28 protein-coding genes are annotated in these 21,209 nt (G+C 62.3%); 16 read left to right on the forward strand and 12 right to left on the reverse strand.

Annotated features, from left to right (window positions below):
* Positions 1 to 106: 106 nt before the first annotated feature.
* The 3 genes from BM408_RS03920 to BM408_RS03930 all read left to right on the forward strand — a co-directional run bounded on the left by BM408_RS03920 (position 107) and on the right by BM408_RS03930 (position 6,079).
* Positions 107 to 910 carry a c-type cytochrome gene (locus tag BM408_RS03920; protein WP_092127017.1) on the forward strand — a complete coding sequence of 268 codons (804 nt, stop codon included), beginning with the start codon at positions 107 to 109 and terminating at the stop codon, positions 908 to 910.
* Complete coding sequence (locus BM408_RS03925) at positions 907 to 2,193, forward strand: c-type cytochrome (protein ID WP_092127019.1); 1,287 nt, start codon at positions 907 to 909, stop codon at positions 2,191 to 2,193. Before BM408_RS03920 ends, BM408_RS03925 begins: the two co-directional genes overlap by 4 nt.
* Before the next feature lie 373 nt (positions 2,194 to 2,566).
* A complete protein-coding gene (locus BM408_RS03930) occupies positions 2,567 to 6,079 on the forward strand; it encodes an autotransporter family protein (RefSeq protein ID WP_175541669.1) in 3,513 nt (1,170 codons plus the stop codon).
* A 35-nt stretch (positions 6,080 to 6,114) separates the two neighbouring features.
* On the opposite strand, the gene BM408_RS03935 is transcribed toward BM408_RS03930, so the two are convergent.
* A complete protein-coding gene (locus BM408_RS03935) occupies positions 6,115 to 6,906 on the reverse strand; it encodes an AAA family ATPase (RefSeq protein ID WP_092127023.1) in 792 nt (263 codons plus the stop codon).
* A gap of 136 nt (positions 6,907 to 7,042) precedes the next feature.
* Between BM408_RS03935 and BM408_RS03940 the strand changes: the two genes are divergently transcribed.
* From BM408_RS03940 to BM408_RS03955, 5 genes are all read left to right on the forward strand, one after another.
* Positions 7,043 to 7,513, forward strand: coding sequence for a hypothetical protein (locus tag BM408_RS03940; RefSeq protein ID WP_092127025.1), 471 nt, complete (start codon positions 7,043 to 7,045; stop codon positions 7,511 to 7,513).
* An 88-nt stretch (positions 7,514 to 7,601) separates the two neighbouring features.
* A complete protein-coding gene (locus tag BM408_RS03945) occupies positions 7,602 to 7,862 on the forward strand; it encodes a hypothetical protein (protein ID WP_092127027.1) in 261 nt (86 codons plus the stop codon).
* A 67-nt stretch (positions 7,863 to 7,929) separates the two neighbouring features.
* Complete coding sequence (locus tag BM408_RS22650) at positions 7,930 to 8,232, forward strand: hypothetical protein (RefSeq protein WP_139237296.1); 303 nt, start codon at positions 7,930 to 7,932, stop codon at positions 8,230 to 8,232.
* A 57-nt stretch (positions 8,233 to 8,289) separates the two neighbouring features.
* Entirely contained in the window at positions 8,290 to 8,751 is a 462-nt protein-coding gene (locus BM408_RS03950) for a hypothetical protein (RefSeq protein WP_092127029.1), read from the forward strand.
* A 61-nt stretch (positions 8,752 to 8,812) separates the two neighbouring features.
* Complete coding sequence (locus BM408_RS03955) at positions 8,813 to 9,229, forward strand: DUF3574 domain-containing protein (protein WP_092127031.1); 417 nt, start codon at positions 8,813 to 8,815, stop codon at positions 9,227 to 9,229.
* Between the two features lie 23 nt (positions 9,230 to 9,252).
* On the opposite strand, the gene BM408_RS03960 is transcribed toward BM408_RS03955, so the two are convergent.
* Positions 9,253 to 10,506, reverse strand: coding sequence for an MFS transporter (locus BM408_RS03960; protein ID WP_175541670.1), 1,254 nt, complete (start codon positions 10,504 to 10,506; stop codon positions 9,253 to 9,255).
* Between the two features lie 409 nt (positions 10,507 to 10,915).
* Between BM408_RS03960 and BM408_RS03965 the strand changes: the two genes are divergently transcribed.
* From BM408_RS03965 to BM408_RS03985, 6 genes are all read left to right on the forward strand, one after another.
* Entirely contained in the window at positions 10,916 to 11,494 is a 579-nt protein-coding gene (locus BM408_RS03965) for a winged helix-turn-helix transcriptional regulator (protein WP_092127033.1), read from the forward strand.
* The gene (locus BM408_RS03970; protein ID WP_092127035.1) at positions 11,491 to 12,009 is read left to right on the forward strand and encodes a thioesterase family protein; all 519 of its coding nucleotides are present in this window, start codon (positions 11,491 to 11,493) and stop codon (positions 12,007 to 12,009) included. The genes BM408_RS03965 and BM408_RS03970 overlap by 4 nt, the downstream gene beginning before the upstream one ends.
* Before the next feature lie 5 nt (positions 12,010 to 12,014).
* The gene (locus tag BM408_RS03975) at positions 12,015 to 12,458 is read left to right on the forward strand and encodes a DUF3995 domain-containing protein (RefSeq protein WP_254774696.1); all 444 of its coding nucleotides are present in this window, start codon (positions 12,015 to 12,017) and stop codon (positions 12,456 to 12,458) included.
* 106 nt (positions 12,459 to 12,564) lie between these two features.
* Positions 12,565 to 13,887 (forward strand): NAD(P)/FAD-dependent oxidoreductase, encoded by a 1,323-nt coding sequence (locus tag BM408_RS03980; protein ID WP_092127039.1) that lies wholly within the window; start codon positions 12,565 to 12,567, stop codon positions 13,885 to 13,887.
* A 39-nt stretch (positions 13,888 to 13,926) separates the two neighbouring features.
* Positions 13,927 to 14,070, forward strand: coding sequence for a hypothetical protein (locus BM408_RS22880; RefSeq protein WP_175541671.1), 144 nt, complete (start codon positions 13,927 to 13,929; stop codon positions 14,068 to 14,070).
* A 7-nt stretch (positions 14,071 to 14,077) separates the two neighbouring features.
* Complete coding sequence (locus BM408_RS03985; RefSeq protein WP_092127041.1) at positions 14,078 to 14,404, forward strand: VF530 family protein; 327 nt, start codon at positions 14,078 to 14,080, stop codon at positions 14,402 to 14,404.
* A gap of 12 nt (positions 14,405 to 14,416) precedes the next feature.
* Here BM408_RS03985 and atpE read toward each other — a convergent pair whose 3' ends face one another.
* Positions 14,417 to 14,653 (reverse strand): F0F1 ATP synthase subunit C, encoded by a 237-nt coding sequence (gene atpE / locus BM408_RS03990; RefSeq protein WP_092127043.1) that lies wholly within the window; start codon positions 14,651 to 14,653, stop codon positions 14,417 to 14,419.
* 44 nt (positions 14,654 to 14,697) lie between these two features.
* Between atpE and BM408_RS03995 the strand changes: the two genes are divergently transcribed.
* On the forward strand, positions 14,698 to 15,414 hold the full coding sequence (locus tag BM408_RS03995; protein ID WP_092127045.1) for a pseudouridine synthase: 717 nt from the start codon (positions 14,698 to 14,700) through the stop codon (positions 15,412 to 15,414).
* 32 nt (positions 15,415 to 15,446) lie between these two features.
* On the opposite strand, the gene BM408_RS22655 is transcribed toward BM408_RS03995, so the two are convergent.
* From BM408_RS22655 to BM408_RS04015, 6 genes are all read right to left on the reverse strand, one after another.
* Positions 15,447 to 15,704 carry a hypothetical protein gene (locus BM408_RS22655; protein WP_139237297.1) on the reverse strand — a complete coding sequence of 86 codons (258 nt, stop codon included), beginning with the start codon at positions 15,702 to 15,704 and terminating at the stop codon, positions 15,447 to 15,449.
* 68 nt (positions 15,705 to 15,772) lie between these two features.
* Positions 15,773 to 16,546, reverse strand: coding sequence for an SCO4402 family protein (locus BM408_RS04000; protein ID WP_139237298.1), 774 nt, complete (start codon positions 16,544 to 16,546; stop codon positions 15,773 to 15,775).
* A gap of 50 nt (positions 16,547 to 16,596) precedes the next feature.
* Positions 16,597 to 16,803: a hypothetical protein gene (locus tag BM408_RS04005; protein ID WP_092127049.1), complete on the reverse strand. Its 207-nt coding sequence runs from the start codon at positions 16,801 to 16,803 to the stop codon at positions 16,597 to 16,599.
* A gap of 97 nt (positions 16,804 to 16,900) precedes the next feature.
* Complete coding sequence (locus BM408_RS22885; protein ID WP_175541672.1) at positions 16,901 to 17,059, reverse strand: hypothetical protein; 159 nt, start codon at positions 17,057 to 17,059, stop codon at positions 16,901 to 16,903.
* Positions 17,060 to 17,086: 27 nt separating this feature from the next.
* Positions 17,087 to 17,440 (reverse strand): hypothetical protein, encoded by a 354-nt coding sequence (locus tag BM408_RS04010; RefSeq protein ID WP_092127051.1) that lies wholly within the window; start codon positions 17,438 to 17,440, stop codon positions 17,087 to 17,089.
* Positions 17,441 to 18,050: 610 nt separating this feature from the next.
* Positions 18,051 to 18,269, reverse strand: a complete 219-nt coding sequence (locus BM408_RS04015) for a hypothetical protein (protein ID WP_092127053.1) — start codon at positions 18,267 to 18,269, stop codon at positions 18,051 to 18,053.
* Between the two features lie 41 nt (positions 18,270 to 18,310).
* Between BM408_RS04015 and BM408_RS04020 the strand changes: the two genes are divergently transcribed.
* A complete protein-coding gene (locus tag BM408_RS04020) occupies positions 18,311 to 19,075 on the forward strand; it encodes an SDR family NAD(P)-dependent oxidoreductase (protein ID WP_175541673.1) in 765 nt (254 codons plus the stop codon).
* Positions 19,076 to 19,185: 110 nt separating this feature from the next.
* Here the strand turns inward: BM408_RS04020 and ppk2 are convergent, their stop codons facing one another.
* From ppk2 to BM408_RS04035, 3 genes are all read right to left on the reverse strand, one after another.
* A complete protein-coding gene (gene ppk2, locus BM408_RS04025) occupies positions 19,186 to 20,088 on the reverse strand; it encodes a polyphosphate kinase 2 (RefSeq protein ID WP_092127377.1) in 903 nt (300 codons plus the stop codon).
* Between the two features lie 210 nt (positions 20,089 to 20,298).
* The gene (locus tag BM408_RS04030; RefSeq protein WP_092127055.1) at positions 20,299 to 20,538 is read right to left on the reverse strand and encodes a YdcH family protein; all 240 of its coding nucleotides are present in this window, start codon (positions 20,536 to 20,538) and stop codon (positions 20,299 to 20,301) included.
* A gap of 57 nt (positions 20,539 to 20,595) precedes the next feature.
* On the reverse strand, positions 20,596 to 21,033 hold the full coding sequence (locus tag BM408_RS04035; RefSeq protein WP_092127057.1) for a universal stress protein: 438 nt from the start codon (positions 21,031 to 21,033) through the stop codon (positions 20,596 to 20,598).
* Between the last annotated feature and the right edge of the window lie 176 nt (positions 21,034 to 21,209).

A 21,209-nucleotide genomic window follows, 5' to 3' on the forward strand; every position in this document is an offset into this window, starting at 1 on the left:
AGAAACTCATCTGATACTGCAATTTTCTCTGATTTTTCATCTGATACGCTTTTTCTGTCGGCATCTGAGCCTTACGCCAAACGCCCGGCTGGGGCATGATGGCCCCATGCAAAAGCCCCGTTCTGCACAGCCATTGCAGTGCCTTCTCCATCTGCCCCGCCTGTTCGTTGCGCTCGCCACCGCAGCCTGGCTGGCCGCCAGCCCCGCCGCAGCCGCCCCGCCGCCGTTTGAAGACACCATCGCCCAGCGCACCATGGCCTGCACCGCCTGCCACGGCCCGCAAGGCCGCGCCGCACCCGACGGCTACTACCCGCGCCTGGCCGGCAAACCTGCGGGCTACCTCTACAACCAGTTGCTGAACTTTCGCGACGGGCGCCGCCACTACGGCCTGATGACGCAGCTCATCGCGCCGCTCAGTGACGCCTACCTGATGGAGATCGCGCAATATTTCTCCAAACTCGAAGTACCCTACCCCGCGCCCTTGCCCGCCACGGTTGCGCCCGAAGTTGTGAACCACGGCAAGCAACTGGTCATGCAAGGCGACGCCGCACGCCAGGTGCCCGCCTGCGTGCAATGCCACGGCCAGGCCATGACGGGCGTGGCGCCCGGCATCCCGGGCCTGCTGGGCCTGCCGCGCGACTACCTCAATGCCCAGCTGGGCGCATGGAAGGCCGGCCAGCGCCGCGCGCATGCGCCTGACTGCATGAAAGAAGTGGTGTCTCGCCTCACGCTGGAAGACATCAACGCCGTCGCCAGCTGGCTGGCCGCGCAGCCGCTGCCGGCCAGCACCAAGCCGGCCACCTCGCTGCCGCCACTGGCAGCGGGCGCGCAAGGCATTACCTGCGGCAGCGCGCCTGAAGTGCCACTGACTCCAGCCACCACCACAGCACCCGCGAAAGCCCAAAAATGAAAAAGGCTTTCCAAATCCTGCTGGCCCTGGTGCTGCTCACCGTCGCTTTGGGCGCCCTGGTCTGGGCCCTCAATGTGCGCGGCGAGGTCGATGTGAAAACCCCGGTGGCCGCCGCCTCGCCCAGCGACGGCATGGTGGCGCGCGGCGCCTACCTGGCGCGCGCCGGCAACTGCCAGACCTGCCACACCGCGCAGGGCGGGCAGCCCTATGCGGGCGGCCTGGGCATCGCCACGCCCTTCGGCACCGTGTTCACCTCCAACCTCACGCCCGACGACAAGACCGGCATAGGCACGTGGTCGTCATCGCACTTCTGGCGGGCCATGCACAACGGCCGCTCCAAAGACGGGCGTCTGCTGTACCCGGCTTTTCCGTACACCAGCTACACCCAGGTCACGCGTGAAGATTCCGACGCCATCTTTGCCTACCTGCAAAGCCTGCCCGCCGTGGTGCAAGCCAACCAACCGCATGCGCTGCGCTTTCCTTATCAGTCACAAGCGGCGCTGGCCGTGTGGCGCGCGCTTTACTTCAGCCCCGGCGTGTATGAGCCAGACACCGCACGCAACGCCGAGTGGAACCGCGGCGCCTATCTGGTCAAGGGCCTGGGCCACTGCGCGGCCTGCCACACCGCGCGCAATGCACTGGGCGCCAGCGACGAAGGCCTGGACCTGGCCGGCGGCCTGATCCCGATGCAGAACTGGTATGCGCCCTCGCTCACCTCGCCGTACGAAGCCGGCGTGAGCGACTGGGACAAGCAGCACATCGTGAGCCTGCTGAAAAACGGCGTGTCGCCTCGCGCATCTGTCACCGGCCCGATGGCTGAAGTCGTGCAGCGCAGCACCCAGTACTTGAGCGACGCCGACCTGGGCGCGATGGCGCAGTTCTTAAAAGAGCTGCCCGCCTCGCACACCACACCGCCCGAGCCGGCCTCCATCAAGACCCAAGGCGAGTCGGTGGAACGCGCCGCCAAGCTCTACGAACAAAACTGCGCGCAATGCCACGGCGCCAAAGGCGAAGGCATTGCCAACGCCTACCCGGCCCTCGCCGGCAACCGCGCAGTGACCATGGGTCAGGCCTCCAACCTGGTGCAGATCGTTCTCAACGGCGGCTACGCACCCGCCACACAAGGCAACCCCCGGCCCTTCGGCATGCCGCCCTTTGTATTGGTGCTCAACGACACAGACATGGCGCTGATGCTCACGCACATCCGCCAGTCGTGGGGCAACCGCGCGAGCGAAATCACGCCGCTCGAAGTGAACCGCATCCGCGCCAGCACGGGGCGGTAGCCGGGTGCGGGGCGCGCCGCAAGCGCGCCGCTTCTTTCGACTCTTTCATTTCAGACCACGCTGATAACCCACGGTTATGGCTGACGCAGGGTATGTGGGGCTGCCTACCCGCGGCGTTTGCACGTCAAATTTGCCCAGCCCGTTGTGACACCGGCAAGCCCCGCATCAAGACGGGGCCTGGACCGCACGCAACGGGCCGGGTCTGCCGGCCGCAATGCTTTGAAGGCATGTGCCGTCATCACCCCCTTACAACCAGACAACGAGGGAGATGGCCATGCATGCTGCAAGCCGGTTGGGTGGAGGAGACGGAAAACGAGGAGAGCGAGGGGAAAGAGGGGCCGCAAGGCGACGGCCTCACTTCAGGCGGCGCGCAGTGGCGCAGGCCGCGGCCGCCTGGCTGGTGGCCGCCACGCAGGCGCCGGCCATGGCGCAATCGGTGTACTGGCCGCTGCATGTCAACGTCGTGCCCTCAGTTGCGCCCACCACGGGCACGCCGCTGCCGGTGATCTCCAACACCGGCACGGCCACCAGCGCGAAGGACGCGGTCACCGTCCGCTACTCGCTGGCGCCGCGCAAGCTAGGCAGCAGCTTTGACGTGCATGCGGGCCTGGACATCAACAAACTAGGCAACGCCAGCGAGCTGGGCAACACCATGGGCGTGGAGTACGCCTATGCGGTGATGGACGGCCGCGTGGTCTTCATACGCCGGCCCCGCAGCAACCCGTCGGACCCGGCCACCGGCTGCGACGGCATCCTGCCGCCGGGCGGCAGCGCCACCTCCAACGACTACGGCGCCGGCCACCCCTGCGCGCCCAGCGGCGTCGGCGGCGCGCTGGAGAACCAGGTCATCCTGCGGCACGACAACGGCACGGCCACCTTTATGCACCCGGTGCTGGGCGCGTCGCGGCGCTACACCGTCTACAACCACCTCTACTCCATAGGCTCGGCCACCGACGGCGGCGCCACGCTGACCGCCGCCACCAACCTGAACGGCAGCAATGGCACGCTGGTCAGCGGCGGCTCTACCGTGCTGGGGCGCATGGGTTTGTCAGGCGCCAACAATGTGCACCTGCACCTGACCTACCTGGTGGTGCCGACCAGCGTCAGCGAGTCTGCCTACAACGCCGACAACGGCGCCAACGAGCGCTTTGCGCGCAACCCGCTGGAGTTTTTGCCGCACAGCGCGCCGCGCACCGAGAACCTGCGCGCCAATTTCAGCGGCAAAACCGTGCAGCTCGATGTGGCCCAGCAAAACAACGTCTTCATGCGCGCCACCGTGAGCAGCGGCAACATCTACAGCGCGCCGGCCGGCAGCGGCCTGAGCGCGGCCGACCAGAACCTGGTGCGCGCCGGCGACTGCCGCGACCTGGGCATGGCCAGCGCCAGCGCGGGTGGCGCGGCCAGCAGCTTCAAATGCCGCACTGTGGACACGCACGACCTGCTGGCGCAAGGCAGCACGCAGCGCGACACGCAAGAGCAGTACGGCCTGCAGCTCGATGTCTCCAAGCCCTTCTACCAGTCGCCGATGACATCGTCCACGGCCTACAGCTCAGCGCCTTCGGTGTTCCCCAACTCTTATGCGGGCATGGAAGCGGGCGGCGTCTCGGGCGACTATGCCAACACCACCGACGACGTGCTGAAGTCGCGCATGTCCTGGACGGTGATGGACAGCAGCATCAACGGCGGCGTGGCCAACAGCACGACCTTTGCCAACAACGCCACGCGCCAGGCCAATATCTCGGGCACCGGTAACACCACGCGCACCTATGCCAGCGGCTTCACGCCCGACCGGCTGCAGATGTTCGACTACTTCAACAACCGGCTCTATGACGCTGTCGCGGCCGACGACATCCTGGACACCAGCGGCGTTTATTCGCAGTACCTGGCCAACCCGACCTCGGGCCACTACGCCACGCTGCACCTGCTCAATTCGAGCCAGCGCATGCGCGGCATCACCGGCCCTTCGGATTCCATCGTGCGCATCACCGGCTCGACCAGCGTGCTGACCCTGCAGCCGGCCGCCGCGACCACCAACACCTACTACGGCAGCGTCATAGGCGGCGGCGACGTACGCATCGACGGCGCCGGCACCCAGGTGTTTGACGGCGGCACGCACACCTATTCCGGCGGCACCACGGTGGCCGCCGGCGGCTTCACGCTGAAGGGCGCATCGCTGGCCTCGGGCGTGAGCGTGAGCGCCGGCGGCACACAGGCCAGCCCGGCCGCCGTCTTCAAAATGGCCAGCGGCACCGGCGGCAACGCGTCCGTCACCGGCAATGTCACGCTGGCCGCGCAGACCGCCTCGGGCCTGGGCAACGGCGGGCGGCTGGGCCTGGACAGCACCACCCATTCGGTCACCGGCAACTTCACCATGGGCACAGGCTCATCGCTGCTGAGCACGGTCGACGCAGCGGCCAACTTCGGCCGCCTCAATGTCTCCGGCACCGCGCAACTGAGCGGCAAGCTCATCATCCAGGCGGGCAGCGGCGCCGGCAGCGCCGTCACCGCCGGCATGACGCGCACTCTGGTGCAGGCCGGCACACGCACCGGCACTTTCAGCGGCGGCGTGCAGCATGACTACGCCTACCTGGTTCCCACGCTGAGTTACACCGCCAGCTCCGCCATCGTGACCTTCGCGGCGGCCTCTGGCATGGCCGTGCCCAGCTACGCACAGGTGGCCGCCACGCCCAACCAGGCCGGCGCGGGCAATGCCCTCACCGCGCTGGCGCTGTCCGGCTCCAGCGCGCCGCAAAAACTCGACGCACTCACGGCCAGCCAGGCGCGCGAGGCGCTCACGGCCGTCAGCGGCAGCGCGCACGCCACGGCGGCGCGGCAGATGTACCGCATGAACGACTCGCTGGACGAGCTGCTGATGTCGCACGTGCACCAGGGCGGCGCCGGCGGCGCGGAAGCCGTGCGCACATCCGGCCAGCTGAAGTTTTACAGCCGCCTCAAGCCGCCGTCCGCCGCGCCGGTCTCGGCCATGCAGTCGGGTCTGCGCCTGGGCCTGGATGCATCCAGCGCCGCGCCTGCGCTCGACGGCTGGATGGCGGTGGTCAATGCGCGCAACCGCATCAGCGGCGACACCGCCCAAGGCATTGCCGGCGGCGACGTGGACGGGCGCATGCTGCAGCTGGGCATGGACTGGCGCCCGCAGCAGTCCTTGGGCGGCGGTGACCTGTCGCTGGGCCTGTCGGCCGGGAGCGGCCGCGAAAACGGCATGCTGGGTGTCGATACGCTGGACACGAGTTCCTTCAACCTCGCCGGCTACGCACGCTGGTCGCATGACAGCTGGTACGCCGGCGGTTATGCCAACATCGCCTGGCGCAGGCACCGCGTGGACCGCCGCATTGTGTTTGCGGGTGTCGACACAATGGCGCAAAGCCGCTTTTCCAGCTTCACGCCCAGCCTGCGCCTGGAGGCCGGCCGCAGCCTCAGCCTGTCGCCGGCCTGGCGCGTCGAGCCCTATGCCAGCCTGCGCCAGACGGTGATCCGCCAGGACGCGTATGTAGAGCAAGGCGGCGGCGGTTTCTCACTGGCGGTGGACGGCCGCACCGACAAGCCGCTGGAGCTTTCCGCCGGCGTGCGCACCGAGTACAAGCTGCACGATTCCCCGCGCAAAAAGACCACGCTGGATGCCGGTCTGGCCGTGTCCCAGCTCAAAGGCGGAAACCCCGGCAGCCTGGGCCTGTCTTTCGCCGATGCGCAAGGGGCGGCCGCCTTCACGGTGCAGGGTGCACCCACCGCCAACACCGCGCTGGAGCTGAACCTGGGCATGAAGATGCAATGGACGAACAGCCTGACAGGCAGCGTGGGCTACTACCGCAAATGGGTCACGGGCAACAATGCCAGCTCGCTGATGTTCAAGCTCAACCGGAGTTGGTAGCGGCAAAGGGAAAGAACTAAGGGGGTAGAGGCCGGTCAGCCGCCCTCCCCGCCCTGATCCTCATCATCGCGCCTGTCCAGCAACTCGCGCAGCATGCGCTCCGGGTTCTGCAGAAAATCGCTCATCACCTGGTAATGCTCCGTGTCGCGGTACGCGATACGCGCCAGGCCGTCCTTGGTGCAGGCATAAATCCAGGCATCCGGGTAGGCCATCAGGATGGGCGAATGCGTGGCGATCACGAACTGCGACCTTTCCCGCACCAGGTCGTGCATGCGTGATAACACGGCCAGCTGGCGCTGCGGCGACAGCGCGGCTTCGGGCTCATCAAGGATGTACAGGCCGTCCGGCCCGAAGCGGTGCGTCAGCAGCGACATGAACGATTCGCCATGCGACTGCTCGTGTAGTGAGCGTGAACCGTAAAAAGTGATGACAGGCGGGCCGAAGGACGGCTCCGCGTCCAGGTTCTCGATCTCGGTTGCCACATTAAAAAAGCTTTCGGCGCGCAGGAAGAACCCGGTCTTGGGCCGCTTGAAGCCCTTGGCGATGCGAAGGTATTCATGCAGCACCGAATGCGACACCCGCGTATCGAAGCGGAAGTTCTTCGTGCCGCCTTCGGCATTAAAGCCCAGCGAGATCGCAATGGCCTCCAGCAGGGTGGACTTGCCCGAGCCGTTCTCCCCCACCAGAAACGTCACCTTGGGATGCAGGTCGATCTGCTCAAGCGTGCGCACGGCCGGCAGACAAAACGGGTATGCGGCGAAAGACTCGACCTTGTCACGCAACAGGGTGACGCGGCTGGCGAACTGGCTGGAGATAACGGTCGGCATGACGGAAGTTTAGAGGCACAAAGCGCTATCCGTATGCGTTCCGAAAGTCCTCCCGGCATCTAATCGCCATTCGGATTTTTTTGGTCTGTTTACCGCAATCGCGGTTTGCAGTTTTTTTGTGCTGATGAACCCAAAGATGAACAACAAGGTAATCAACAAACTGTCAATAGAAAACCGCTTCATCGTCAATGCTGAACAGGTTCGAAGAATAGCGTGCGGCCAACTGGGCTGGGTCGTTGAATACGACGACGCCGGAGTGCGCTGGCTCAACAAGTACATCAATACTCTGAGAGGAATCGCCAGCGAGGAGAGCAAGGAAAAACTGACAGACAGCCTGGGCGCGTTTCTGGGTGAATGTATTTGCCGCACATTCAACGGGCAGTGGGTCGAATATCCAAAAGGCGAATGGATGGTCCGCGTTGACCCAGGCGTGTCGGTCTATCCGTTTAGAAAGGCGAGAAAACAACTGGCCGGCGAAGAGACAAACTCCGTTGCCGATCTTTTCGACGCCATACCGGCCATGCGGACGAAACTCACCGCTTCACAGAACGCAGACGACGAAACCAGGGGCAAGGCGCGCAGCCAGCCCTGGTGGAAGTTCTGGTAAGAACGCCTGCACGCCAATCTTTTCATCGAGGCAGGATGCCCCGGCCGGCCCCGGCCATGGCATCGGCCCCTTCAAACCAGCGACATGAATGTCAACAGAACAATCGATCAGCCTGCTATCGCAGTTGTGCGAAGAACTGGGCTTTTGCTCCGCCTTGCGCACGATTTCAAGATTTCCCCCGGACGCCATGGCCGGCCCCGGCGAGTTCGTCGATGCGGTGTTTGCCGCTGAAAACCTGAGCAAGGAAGCCGACGAGCGCCTGGCCGGACAAGTTCGCGCCGTGGTGGACAAGTATTTTGTGATGTGGCAAAAAGCTGAGGAGGTTTCATCTGTCGATCCGGCGAGCTAGCATCACTACATCATGGCTGCCGCTATTGCATAAAGACAGTTACACGCCGCTCTACACCTATGTTCACATGACCCCACAACAAAAGAAGCGCCTCAGCTACGCGAAAGATCGCCGCAATACCTTCGGTGAAAACAGCAAAGCCTCGCGCAAGGGAATTCCGCTTTCCAAGGCAAGAGGCATTCGCTCTGAGCGTCACGCGCAAGACCACACACTGGCGCAAGCGCTACGGACGGTCGATCCAGACCAACTTGATGCGCTTGAGAACAAGGTGCGGTCGACCGGGCCGCGTGATTGGCGCAAGTCGGCGGATCAGCCCTTGGGTGAAGTGCTGGCTCGCCGCAAGAGCCGACGGAGCGAGAATGAAGCCTGACAGATTAATCGCCACAGTTGTTCAATCGAGTGGCAGTCACATCAAACCTTAAACATCATGGGTCACTTTGTCACCGGCCTCGTCGCCAAACCTGAAAAGCTTGAGTCCTTCGCTCGCAAGCACTCATTGCATGCCCCTATCACCTTGACTCAGAGCCTTGCCATCTTGCCGCTTCGGCCCGAAGACATAGACTCAATTCTTCCGCCCCCGCTCACGGCTCACCCTGATGGATTCAATTACCTTTGTGAGCAACTGGTTCGCGAGCTAAGTATGGCTTCGAGCCGCGGTTCTCTTATGTACTTCGAAACCGAGTACTTTGGTGGGGAGGGTGCGCAAGGCGCCACAGTATTTCGCGACGGCACGATCGTGCTTGGCCCTAAGTCGGCAGAAACAGGCCCCATCAACGAAGCCCTGGCTTTACTTGGTGTTCGAGTAATAGCCCCTGCGCGTGACGAATTCGAGACGCTTGGTCTTGATCGTCACCGCCATACCGAAGATTGGCTGGGGTCTGACGCGTGAAAACGGCTGTGAACTTTTCCATTGACAGACCTTACCGTCGCCATTGAACCGATTACCGCCTATGCGACCACTCACGCGCGCCGCCACCCTGTTCCTGACCGCCATCCTATTGGCCGGCTGCGCAACCTTGTCCGAGCCACGCTGCGCCAGCAATGAGCAGCGCCTGGTCAGTGATCTTTTGTATTTCGGCACCGCCAAGCCGGGCGGCATCGTGAGCTCTGAAGAGTGGTCTGAGTTTCTGCGCGGCACAGTCACACCGAAGTTCCCCGAGGGCCTGTCGGCGTGGCAGGCGTCCGGCCAGTGGCGGTCTGCGGCCACCGGGGCGATCGTCAGTGAGGCCTCGCATGTGCTCAACCTGGTTCACCCTGAAACGCCGGCGGCCGAGGCGGCTGTTCAGGCCGTCGTGGCCGATTACAAATCGCGCTTTCAGCAGGAGGCGGTTTTGCGGGTCAAGAACACGGCCTGCGTTTCTTTCTAGCGGGGTTGCCAGGCCACGCTGCTTCAAGACGCGGAACCCGAAGGCGGCGTGACCATCCGGTCCCGCCGCGACAGCGACGGAAACAACCTGAACCACGCCGCAGCCACCAGCAACGTGCCCACCCCGCCCGCCACCACCGAGCCCACAGGCCCCAGCAGCGCAGCCGTGGCGCCGGATTCGAATTCGCCCAGCTGGTTGGAGGCGCCGATAAACACCGAGTTGACGGCGCTGACGCGGCCGCGCATCTCATTCGGGGTTTCGATCTGCACCAGGGTCTGGCGCACGACGACGCTCACCATGTCGGCGCCGCCGGAAATCGCCAGCACCAGCAGCGACAGCACAAAGCTGGTCGACAGGCCGAACACCATCATGCAGACGCCGTAAAGGGCGACGGCCGACAGCATGGTGGGGCCGACGCGGCGCTCCAGCGGCCAGCGGGTGAGCAGCGCCGACATCAGCAAAGCGCCGGCGGCGGGCGCGGCGCGCAGCAGGCCCAGGCCCCAGGGCCCGACATGCAGGATGTCTTTGGCAAACATGGGCAGCAGCGCGGTGGCGCCGCCCAGCAGCACGGCAAACAAATCGAGCGATACGGCGCCCAGCAGGGCTTTGCGTTGCCAGACAAACTCGACACCGGCCAGCAGCGTGCGCAGCGTCACCGGCTCGCGCGGCGGCGGCACGTGGTCGTAGCGCAGCACGGCAATCAGCACGCAGCCTGTGGCAAAAAGAAATGCGCAGCTCGCGTAGACCGCGGTGGCGCCGGCGACAAAGATCACGCCGCCCAGCGCCGGCCCGCCAATCACGGCAGTCTGCATGCCGGCAGAACTGAAGGCCATGGCGCGCGGCAGCATGGCGGGCGGCACCAGCACGGGTGTGAGCGCCTGCTGCGCCGGCATCTGGAAGGCGCGGGCCACGCCCAGCATGACGGACACCCCCAGCAGCAGCTCGCGCGAGGCCCAGCTGTGGTGGGCGCCCCAGCCTTCGGTGGCGGCAACGAGGATCATCGCCACCGTGGCCTGGGTGACAAGGCAGCCGGCGATGATGCGGCCGCGGTGCACCCGGTCGGCCACATGGCCGGCCACCAGCGTCAGCAGAAGCGCCGGCGCGAACTGGTAAAGGCCTACCAGGCCCAGGTCCCAGGCGCTGCCGGTCAACTCATACATATGCCAGCCGACGGCCACCATCAACATCTGGTTGCCGGTGGTGCCGAAAATCCGGGCGAACCACATGCGCATGTAGGCGCGCTGGCGGGTGAGTTCTTTGAAAGAGTGTGTCGGCATGCGGGGTGTGAAGCTTAACAGCGGCATGTCAACGCAATGCTTCTGGGGCCTTGCGGCGGTGCCTGCGAGCGTTTTGAGCGTGTCTTGAGGGTGTTTGCAGGCGTTTTGGGGTGCTTCTCGCGCTATTAATTCAGGAGCTGCTTGCGCTAGTTCCATATGGCTTTGATGCCGATTTGATGCCGATTTGATGCCATTTTTGGCCGATTTTTTCCTCTTTTTTTGACCTGAAAGGCCGTCAGCAAGCCTTCAGCCATCTTTTTTGCCACTTAGTTTCTTTTACGAACCAAATAAGTTGCTTAAAGAAACTTAATTCACTATCATTCGGCCACAGGCCCGACGCTCCAGGGGGCTGTTTTCAACGGTCTTTCAAGGTTTTTCAAAGTTTTTGATTCCTCTTTTTGAGCCTCTTATGCCCCGTTTCAAGCCGTCCGAATCCCTCTGCTCCGTCGTCCGCTCGCTCGATTTGCTGGGCGACCGCTGGACCTTGCTGCTGATCCGCGAAGTCGTGTTCGGCACGCGCCGCTTTGACGACTTTGCCGCGCACCTGGGCATTGCCCGCAATGTGCTGTCGACCCGGCTGGCCAAGCTGGTCGAGGCCGGCGTGCTGATGCAGGAGCCGTTGCAGGCTGAAGGCCGCCGCCAAGGCTACCGGCTGACGGAAATGGGCGAAGACCTGCTGCCGGTGCTGATGTCGCTGATGCAGTGGGGCGACCGCTGGCTGCAAACGCCCGAGACCATTCCCATCCGCATCGTGGAGCGCGCCACCGGCAAGCCCCTGCCCGCGCTGCGCGTACGTAACGCGGCGGGCCAGGTGCTGGCCCTGGCCGACCTGGACTGGGAGCCGGGCCCGGGCGCCGGCAACCCGCTGATGGCGCCGCTGGTAGCCGCGTACGAAGCCCAGCGCCGCACCGGGCCCAGGCCTGTGCCAGAAGCCGTTGATGAAGATACCCCCACTCCTGTACGCCGCAAAAAGGCCGTCAAGCTATGAACCTCTACTTCCGACTGATCTGGACCTGGCTGCGCGCGCGCATGAAGCCCGCCATCACCATGGGCGACACCATCACCATGCGGCTGCGCGTCTGGCCCAACGACCTGGACGTGAACGGCCACATGAACAACGGCCGCTACATGACCATCGTCGACCTGGCGCTGATCGAGTACTTCACCCGCGCGGGTTTTTTGCCGGTGGCGCTCAAGCGCGGCTGGCGGCCCATGCTGGGCGGCAGCATGATTTCCTTTCGCCGTGGGCTCAAGCCTTTTACCGTCTACACGCTGCGCTTTTCGATGGAATGCTGGGACGAGCGCTGGAACTACATGCGCTTTGAGTTCGAGCGCCAGGGCCAAAGCATGGCGGTGGGCTACACCAAGGGCGCCATTGTCGGCAAAGACGGCATCGTCAGCAGCCACGACACCCACGGTGCGCTGGGCGAGCGGCAGGCTTCGCCGGCGTTTCCGGCGACCGTCAGCGCGTGGATAGAGGCTGACCGGCTGATCAGGGGCTGAGCCTCGTGAACGCATCCCCACTCGCCTTGGCCGTCGCTGTCATCTTCACCTTCCTCGGCCTGGTGCACGTGTACTGGGCGCTGGGCGGGCGTTTGGGCCTGCAGGCGGCGTTGCCGCAGCTGCCGGTGCAGCCGGGCAAGCCACAAATGGCGAATGCCTTTGACCCCCGGCGCGGCACCACGCTGGCGGTGGCGGCAGTGCTGATCAGTGTAGGCGCGGCCGTCGGCCTGCGCGGCGGGCTGTTCAGCGCGCCTGTGCAGCATGGCGCGCTGCAGGCCGTGCTGGCGGGCGTGGCGCTGGTGATGTTCGCCCGCGCCGTCGGCGACTTCCGGCTGGTGGGCTTTTTCAAGCGCGTCAAGGGCTCTGCCTTTGCGCGCATGGACAGCTGGGTGTATTCGCCCCTGTGTGTGGCGCTGGGCCTGGGTGTAGGCTGGACGGCGATCTCCTGATATCCCTTATTAGGGTGGGCTGCCCAAGGAGGGCGCGCCTTGCCTGGCATGACAGCTACGCCAGTTAACATGGCGGCATAACAACAGCCAACCCACTGGAGGATTTATGCACCGCATCGTCATCGTCGGAGGGGGCGCCGGAGGCCTCGCGCTGGCCACGCAGCTGGGCAAGCGCATGGGCAAAAAAGGCCTGGCCGAAATCACCCTGGTCGACGCCGCCCGCACCCATGTCTGGAAGCCGCTGCTGCACCAGCTGGCCGCCGGCAGCTATGACACCCACGCCGAAGAAATCGAATACCTCGCGCAGGCCCGCTGGAACGGCTTCAAGTTCCGCCTGGGCAGCCTCACCGGTGTAGACCGCCAGAACAAAACCCTGCAACTGGCCGCCAGCCACGACGAAGCCGGCCGCGAAATCACACCCGCCCAGCAGCTCGGCTACGACACGCTGATCATTGCCGTCGGCAGCCAGACCAATGACTTCGGCACGCCCGGCGCGGCCGAGCACACCATCAAGCTCGACAGCCCGCAGGCGGCCAAGCGCTTTAACGACCGCCTCATCAACGCCTGCATACGGGCGCAGACCGTGCCGCGCGTGGCCGGCAGCGGGCGCCTCACCGTCGCCATCGTGGGCGGCGGCGCCACCGGCGTCGAGCTGGCCGCCGAGCTGCATGCCGCCGCGCGCGTGCTGGCCAATTACGGCTTTGACCACATTCACCCCGAAAAAGACCTGCAGATCGTGCTGGTCGAAGCGGCGCCGCGCCTGCTGGCCCAGTTGCCCGAGCGCCTGAGCGAATCCGCCATGCGCGAGCTGCGCAAGCTGGCCATCGAGGTTCACACCAATGAAAAAGTGATTGAAGTCACCGCCGACAGCCTGAAAATGGCCAGCGGCAAGGTGGTTTCGTCCAGCATCACCGTTTGGGCCGCCGGCGTGAAGGCCGCCGACTTTTTGCGCACCCTGGGCGGCACGCCCGAGGGCGGCGAGGCGCTGGAGACCAGCAAGCTCAACCAGCTGGTCGTCAACGGCAACCTGCAAACCACGCGCGACGCCAGCATTTACGCCTTTGGCGACTGCGCCGCCTGCCAGCAGCCCGACGGCACCTGGGTGCCGCCGCGCGCGCAGGCCGCCTATCAGCAGGCCATGTACCTGGCGCGCTCGCTGCCCGACCTGATCGCCGGCAAAACCGTCACGCCCTTTGTCTTCAAGGACCAGGGTTCGCTGGTGTCGCTGTCGGAATATTCATCGGTCGGCAGCCTGATGGGCAGCCTGACCAAGGGCAGCTTTTTTATCGAAGGCCAGCTGGCCAAGTTCATGTACTGGGGCCTGCACAAGCAGCACCAGCTGGCGCTGGGCGGCTTCAAGAAGACGGCGCTCATCACGCTGTCTGAAATGCTGGACCGCACCTATCGCCCGCGCATCAAGTTGCACTGATAATCAGCATTCATACCTTATCAACTCACTGGAGGAACCATGGCAAAAGGACAGCAAAACAGCAACAAGATGGTCAAGAAGCCCAAGAAGGACACCTCGCCGCCCAAGACGGTGTCGCCCGACGCGGTGCGCCCGACCATCGTCACGCAGGTGATCCCGCGCGGCAAGATCAAGGACAAATAAAGTCTTGATGGCCGACTCCGGCGACTTGCCTGAAAAGCTTTCTGTGGAAACCCCGGCTGGCGCTCCCGCGCAGCCGGGTAATCCGCTGCACGGCGTCAAGCTCGAGGCCATCGTCACGGCCCTCTCAGACCACTACGGCTGGGAAGAGCTGGGCCGGCGCATCAACATCCGCTGCTTCACCAGCGACCCCAGCGTCGCCTCCAGCCTGAAGTTTTTACGCAAAACGCCCTGGGCACGCGAGAAGGTGGAAAGCCTGTACCTCTTCATGCTGCGCGAAGTCAAACGCAACAGCCCGCCGGTTCATAACTTTCCACCGCCCAAGCCCAAGGCTTGATCCGCTTGAGTCCTAGAGAGGATTCGCGAACAAGAGCATCATGGCGATTCCTACTCCGATCAGGAAGTTGGCATCGATCAGCCCCGCCAGCAGAAACATCTTGACCTGCAGCGGCTCCATCAACTCGGGCTGGCGCACAGCGCCCTCCAGAAACCGCCCTCCCATCGCTCCGATACCCATACAGGCGCCGATAGCGCCCAGGCCGATGATCAGTCCACATGCAATGGCAATGGCACCTGCGTCAGTCATGATGTTTTCTCCTTTGGTTTAAAACTTGTTGCGATGACTGAATCATGAAGGCAGGCCCGCCGCAGAACAATTACCCCGCAGGTAATGTCGTCGCTACTTCGCTTACCCCGGTTATTGCGGGTGTAAAGCTGCTGCACGCCGATGAATCCCTGCTGGTGCTGGACAAGCCCGCCGGCCTGCTCTCGGTGCCAGGGCGTGGTGAAGACAAGCAGGACTGCCTGAGCGCCCGTGTGCAGGCAGTCTTTCCTGACGCGCTGATCGTGCACCGGCTCGACCAGGCCACCTCAGGCCTGACGCTGATGGCCCGCGGCGCAGCCATGCAGCGCGCGCTCAGCCGGTCGTTTGAAACACGTGAAGTCAGCAAGCGTTATGTGGCGGTGGTGAGCGGCCACTTGCCTCCGTCAGATGATGAAAACGGCTGGGGCTTGATAGACCTGCCCATCATCGTCGACTGGCCAAACCGCCCGCTGCGCATCATCAACACCGAACGCGGCAAACCCAGCCAGACCCGCTGGCGCGTGCACTCGCACGATGCTGCCGCCAACACCACGCGCGTAGAGCTTGAGCCCATCACCGGGCGCTCACATCAACTGCGTGTGCACCTCAAGGCATTGGGCCATCCGATTTTGGGCGATGCGATGTACGCCCCTGAAGCGGTGCAGGCTGCCGCACCGCGGCTGCTGCTGCACGCCGCGGTGCTGCGATTCACACATCCGGCCAGCGGCGTGACCATGTCGTTTGAAAGCAAATCGGGGTTTTGATTCGGGCGTGGGGCTATGAGCGCTGCCGCACTTCAATAGCCCAGCGGAAACCACACCCCACGTTGCGTCACGAGGCCCATGTTAGGCAGCACATGGTTCTCATCCAGCGTACGAACATCGATGTCTTCAATGACCGAGCAGGCGGGCAACGCTTGATTGAAGACGCGCTCTTTGAGTAGATGAAGCGCATCGTCATGGCTATACGCCGTGACGCCACAGCCTGCCGCCAACACGGAAAAAGGCGGGAGGCTGTCGAAAGAGAACCAGAAAAGGTGAAGAAGGCGACTCACGAGAATTAGTTTTTGATTGAAGGCGTCATTGAACCGCCGGCCACACCGTTGCCCGCCTGTCGTCCCGTTTATTGAATCAAGCTGGCCGCCTCTTTGGCCGCCTTCAATACGGCATCCCACTCAGGGAGTTGAATGTATTCAGCGTCAGACAGCTTCGTTCCATACTTCTGAAAAATCATGTCTATCGCATCCACCAGCTTTGACACCGTGCCGGCCTCCTCATCGCTGCGCAGTATCGTTCCTATAGTTGATGCCGGGTCCGTGGCCAGCCGGGTGTCGTCATAGATATAGTGAACAGCATAGTCAAACTCGTCGTGCTCCGTTGCTCCGTCCGACTCTCCAAGAACCCAGACCCTTTGTTGGTATTCAACATCGGAAAGTGCTTGCAAATGCTGGATCAGTTCAGTCCGCATTTCCGGGTACTTCACGTCAGCCATGGTTTCTCCAACTCCTTTTTGAGATTCATAGCCTCCGTCCCCAAGGGCAATCAAAACGCCCGCTTCCATCCCATTTCTCAGCGCCGCCTCGGCTTCAGTAAATGTCAGCTCGCCACCTATCGATTCAACATACTGCTGCAAGCGCCAGGCATCAAGACGATTGGGGTTCTCTATGTCGACGTGCACATCAACAACCAGGTTCGGTTCCGGGCTTCGACGCCGGAACATCACGCCAACGCCATGTCTGAGGCCATCCCACATCTGGCCATCTACAGAGAGCTCCACCTTAAACGGAGTACCCACTAAAGATCTGTTCCTGGAAAATTCAGGATGCAACGATAAAAGACGCTCGACCAGCCGACGCTGCAAAGCCACCAGTCCAGAGACAGTTGTCAGTTCAACCATATTTTTTATTAGCGATGTAGCAGGGTTCGGTGCAATTCAACAAACCTTGATCACTTCTTGCGCGTCCCTTCCAAAGCCTTGCCCAGCATGGGAACCAGGAGCCAAAAAACCCCAAAAAATAGCAACTGCAAGGCAACGGAATGGACCCAGACGTCAATAAAGTCAAACCCGGGAATGACTCCCTGAAGAATTGAAAAAATCAACATGAAGGCCGCATACAAAACGGCCACTGCCTGGAGTCTTTGATAGGTAGACATACCTGCTTATTGTTGAATGCCACTGCAATGGACTGAGTTGGACCAGCAATCTCTATCGCGACCTGCCTCACGGAAGCCACGCCTTGGCCCATAAGTTTCACATAAAGAACAACCCGATCGCCACGACAGCTGCAGCACCTAAGAGCAACACGGCGCCAACAATGATCAACCCATCTTGCGCACTCAATTCACGCCAGCCTGATTTTTTGACCCTCGCGATGGACTCATCGACAGCTTGAACCAGAACATCAATCATTGCTTTTCGTCCAACTCTGACACCCATTCACCGAGGAGCGAGCTCAATCGCCTCCGGATCAACAGCAATGGAATGTATTTCCGAAGTTCCGTCTGACCGAACCCAAGTCAGGCTGACCCAGACCAGTCCATCATCGTAAACGTCAAACACCTCGACCGTCTTTCCAAGCATCGATGACACATCAGCAAGCGCTTCCTCCGCGAGTCTTTGGAGTATGGAGGGACGAATGGCCAGGAGACGAACCCAATCCCCCTGCTTGACGACTTGATGGTTGCGGTCTAAACCAGGCTTATTCATTTTTTCTACGTTGGATTGCGGGGAGGCATATCGCGAGATTTCTATCAATGACCGACAACTGAGCAACATCATTTTGATCGCCATCTCTCATGAAAAGATTGCCATCAAGATGACGACCCCTATTCCGACAACGATATCAATGACCAACCAGGTTCCCCATCCCCACTTCGGCGAATCACTCATCTTTTTATCCTCACCCATTAGTCGTCAGCCTTCCAAACGATCAGCTACCTGGGCCACCTTCTTGACACACAAGGCAAATACTCCTTGCGTCCGCCCTCAACGAAATCTGACATCTATGGTGCATGCGCCCCGAAGCTCCACAGTGCCAGCGTCATCAATCGCTTCACGCACCAGAACTGGCCGCATAGCAAGCCCAGACCAACCATCACTATTGGCCCACGTTTCATGCCGGTTTGGAGGAGGATGATTCCCGCAACAGCAACGCTCACAATGCAAAGCAAAGATAAGTAGTGATAGTACCAATGGCTTGACCAAAGCGCCTCGTAGACCACGGCGGTGAGTATTGAAGACGCGGCAAAAGGTCCCCATAGAATTAAAGCGGCTCGGAGCTTATTCACTTTTCAGTCGGTTTATGTGAGGCAGGTGTTTGCGGCTTCGGTAATCAGGAGTAGTTCCCGCGTTATGAGCCCCCTCTTCTCAGAAGGTGTGGACATATGGCAGGCAGCCGCAATTAGTCTCTTGTGCTGGGCAAAGTTTGCCACCGCTCAAAGGTACTCTTGAGATCCGCAAGAATAACTTCCAGGAAAGCTATGTCGTTACTCATGTCGGCGATCTCATCTTCTGTCAAGATTGATCTGTCATTGGCTTCAGCCAGAGACAACTTCAGCTTCAACTCCAGAGCAGAAATGATCTCGTAAAGCTGCTTGTATGAAACAGCGATTGTTTTCATAGTTGAATGCCGTTGAAATTTGATGCGTTTACCATGCACCCATGATACAAACCACTCACCTCACCCTCATCACAGGCGCCTCGCGCGGCATGGGCTTTTCCATGGCGCGTCAGTTGCTCACCGCCGGCCACACGGTGCTTGGCATTTCGCGCACTGCCGTGCCCGAGTTGGACGAACATGCGCGGCATGTGGGCGCAAACGTGCTGCAATGGGAGCACGATCTTTCGGACAGCGGCTCACTGAATGACAAGCTCGAACACTGGCTGAAGGATTCGCAGGCCAAGGCGCCGTGGGCCAGCGTGACGCTGATCAACAACGCGGGCGTGATCCCACAGATCGGCTCACTGGACCAGATTGGTGAAGACGACCTTGCGCGGGCGTTGCGCGTCGGGCTGGAAGCACCCATGCAAATCACCGCCGCCTTTTTGCGCGCCACCGATGGCTGGCAGGCGCCGCGCAGGGTGCTCAATATTTCGTCCGGCCTGGGCCGCCGCGCGATGGCTTCGCAAGCGGCCTACTGCGCGGCCAAGGCCGGCATGGATCACTTCACGCGCTGCCTGGCGCTGGAAGAAGCGCTGAAGCCCCATGGCGCCAAGGTTTGCTCACTCGCGCCCGGCGTGATCGACACCGGCATGCAGGAGCAACTGCGCGCGGCCGACCCGAAAGCGTTTCCGGATCGGGATTCGTTTGTGGGGCTTAAGACAGGCGGATCGTTGACCTCGCCCGAAGATGCAGCGGCGCGCATCCTGGCTTTCCTGGCGCGCCCAGACTTCGGCGCCAACCCAGTAGCCGACGTCAGAGACTAGCCCCGAGGTCTTCCACCAGCAGAGGCCGCGGAACCGGCTTCGCCGGGCCGCAGGCCTCGCCCCCTGCAAGGGGGGAACGGGCTACACGAAGTGAGCCCGGACGGGGGTGTTCAATAAATCTCGGGCACGACGATGTTCTGCGGCACCGGGTTGCGCACATAGTCTTCATGGCGCACACGATCAGGCAGCACGATGGCCGGGTGCTCGGTTTCCTGATACGGCATTTGCTCGAGCAAATGGTGGATGCAATTGAGGCGGGCCTTTTTCTTGTCGACGGCCTGCACCACCCACCAAGGCGCTTCGGGGATATGCGTGCGCTCGAGCATGATTTCCTTGGCCTTGGTGTATTCCTCCCAGCGCCGGCGTGACTCTAGGTCCATGGGGCTGAGCTTCCACTGCTTGAGCGGGTCGTGGATGCGGCCGAGGAAGCGCAGGTGCTGCTCTTCGTCGGAGATGGAGAACCAGTACTTGATGAGCTGGATGCCGGAGCGGCCCAGCATCTTTTCAAATTCAGGCACGGTGCGGAAAAATTCTTCGTACTGCTCGTCGGTGCAAAAGCCCATGACGCGCTCAACGCCGGCGCGGTTGTACCAGCTGCGGTCAAACAGCACGATCTCGCCGGCGGCGGGCAGGTGCGACACATAACGCTGGAAGTACCACTGCGTGCGTTCGCGGTCGTTAGGCGCCGGCAGTGCGGCCACGCGGCACACGCGCGGGTTGAGCCGCTGGGTGATGCGTTTGATGACGCCGCCCTTGCCTGCTGCGTCGCGCCCTTCAAAGAGGATGACGACCTTGTGGCCGGTGGCGACCACCCAGTCCTGCAGCTTCACCAGCTCGGCCTGCAGGCGGAACAGCTCGCGGAAATACTGGCGGCGGTATTCCTTGTCTTTGATCTCGTCTTGCGCGCTGCGCTCGTCGCCTTCACCGGTCAGCTCGGCGACGGTGCGGTCTTCGAGTTCCATCTCCAGCTCTTCGTCGTAGCTGTCGATCAGGTCATTGCGGATACGCCGCATCAGTTCTTCGTCGCTTGAATCCAAGGGTTTCTCCTGCAGGAACCGAAAGCCGGTCTACGTGCAGCCTACGCCACCAACATGGCAGTTTGATGAAAAAAGCCCCGGCAGGCCGCACTGGCATTGCATCCGGCTGATTTGCCGCGGCTGCCGCCGCTACTTTTTTGATAGCTGCCTGCGCCTTCCATTCGGGGGCTGCAGGCGATTTCGGTATCAGGCCTTCTTGAGAATCTGGTAAATCTCGTCCTTGACCTTGAGCCGCCTTTTTTTCAGGTCTTCCAGCCCTTCGTCGGTGATGGCGCCCACGCCCTGCTCGTATTTGATGATGGCGTGGTTGTCGGCGTCGTACTGGGCAAAGAGGGCCGCAAAGTGCGGGTCCGACACCTTGAGGCTGCGCATTTTCGGCAGGTATTCCGGAAACTCGTGCGCCAGGTCATGATTCAGCAAGTCCATGGGAAGCTCCTTCGTGTAGCCGGTGAACGCCGCGAAAACTCCGCGGAGAGGGACAGCTTAGTCCCGAACCACCAGCACCGGCAAGTGGGCATGCGACAGCACCTGGGCCGTGACGCTGCCCAGCACCAGCTTTTCAAGCCCGCGCCGGCCGTGTGAGCCCATGACGATAAGGTCAGCGCCTACCGACTCGGCGGTGTCGAGGATGCCGCGGTAGATCGCATGGCCTTCCACGACGGAGCCGGTCGCGGTGACGCCGATGGCCTGGAAAGCTTCTTTGGCGGCCTTGATGGCCTCGTTGGCTTCGGCCGTGGCAGCGCCCAGGTATTCGGCCTGGCCGTAGGCAAAGTCAGTGCCCACCCCGGTGAAAGCGTAGGGGTCTATGACGTAGATGACCGTCACCTCGCTCTTGAAAGCCTGCGCAACCGCCACCGCATTGCCTATGGCTTTGCGCGCGGTGTCTGAGCCGTCTACCGGAACCAGGATGTGCTTGTACATGATGGAATCTCCTTGAAAGCCATGGACAGATTCTGCGGCACCGGCCCTTGGCGGGTCAAATGCCGGCCATGGCAGCCCCCGGCGGGGCGTCACCATGCATCATTTATAAGGGATAGAGCCCGAGGGGTGCGTCAGACAAGGCCGCGTGGGCTACCCGAAAAGCCCCGGGGAGCCCC

The sequence above is a fragment of the Polaromonas sp. YR568 genome (assembly GCF_900116715.1).
Taxonomy (GTDB): domain Bacteria; phylum Pseudomonadota; class Gammaproteobacteria; order Burkholderiales; family Burkholderiaceae_C; genus Polaromonas.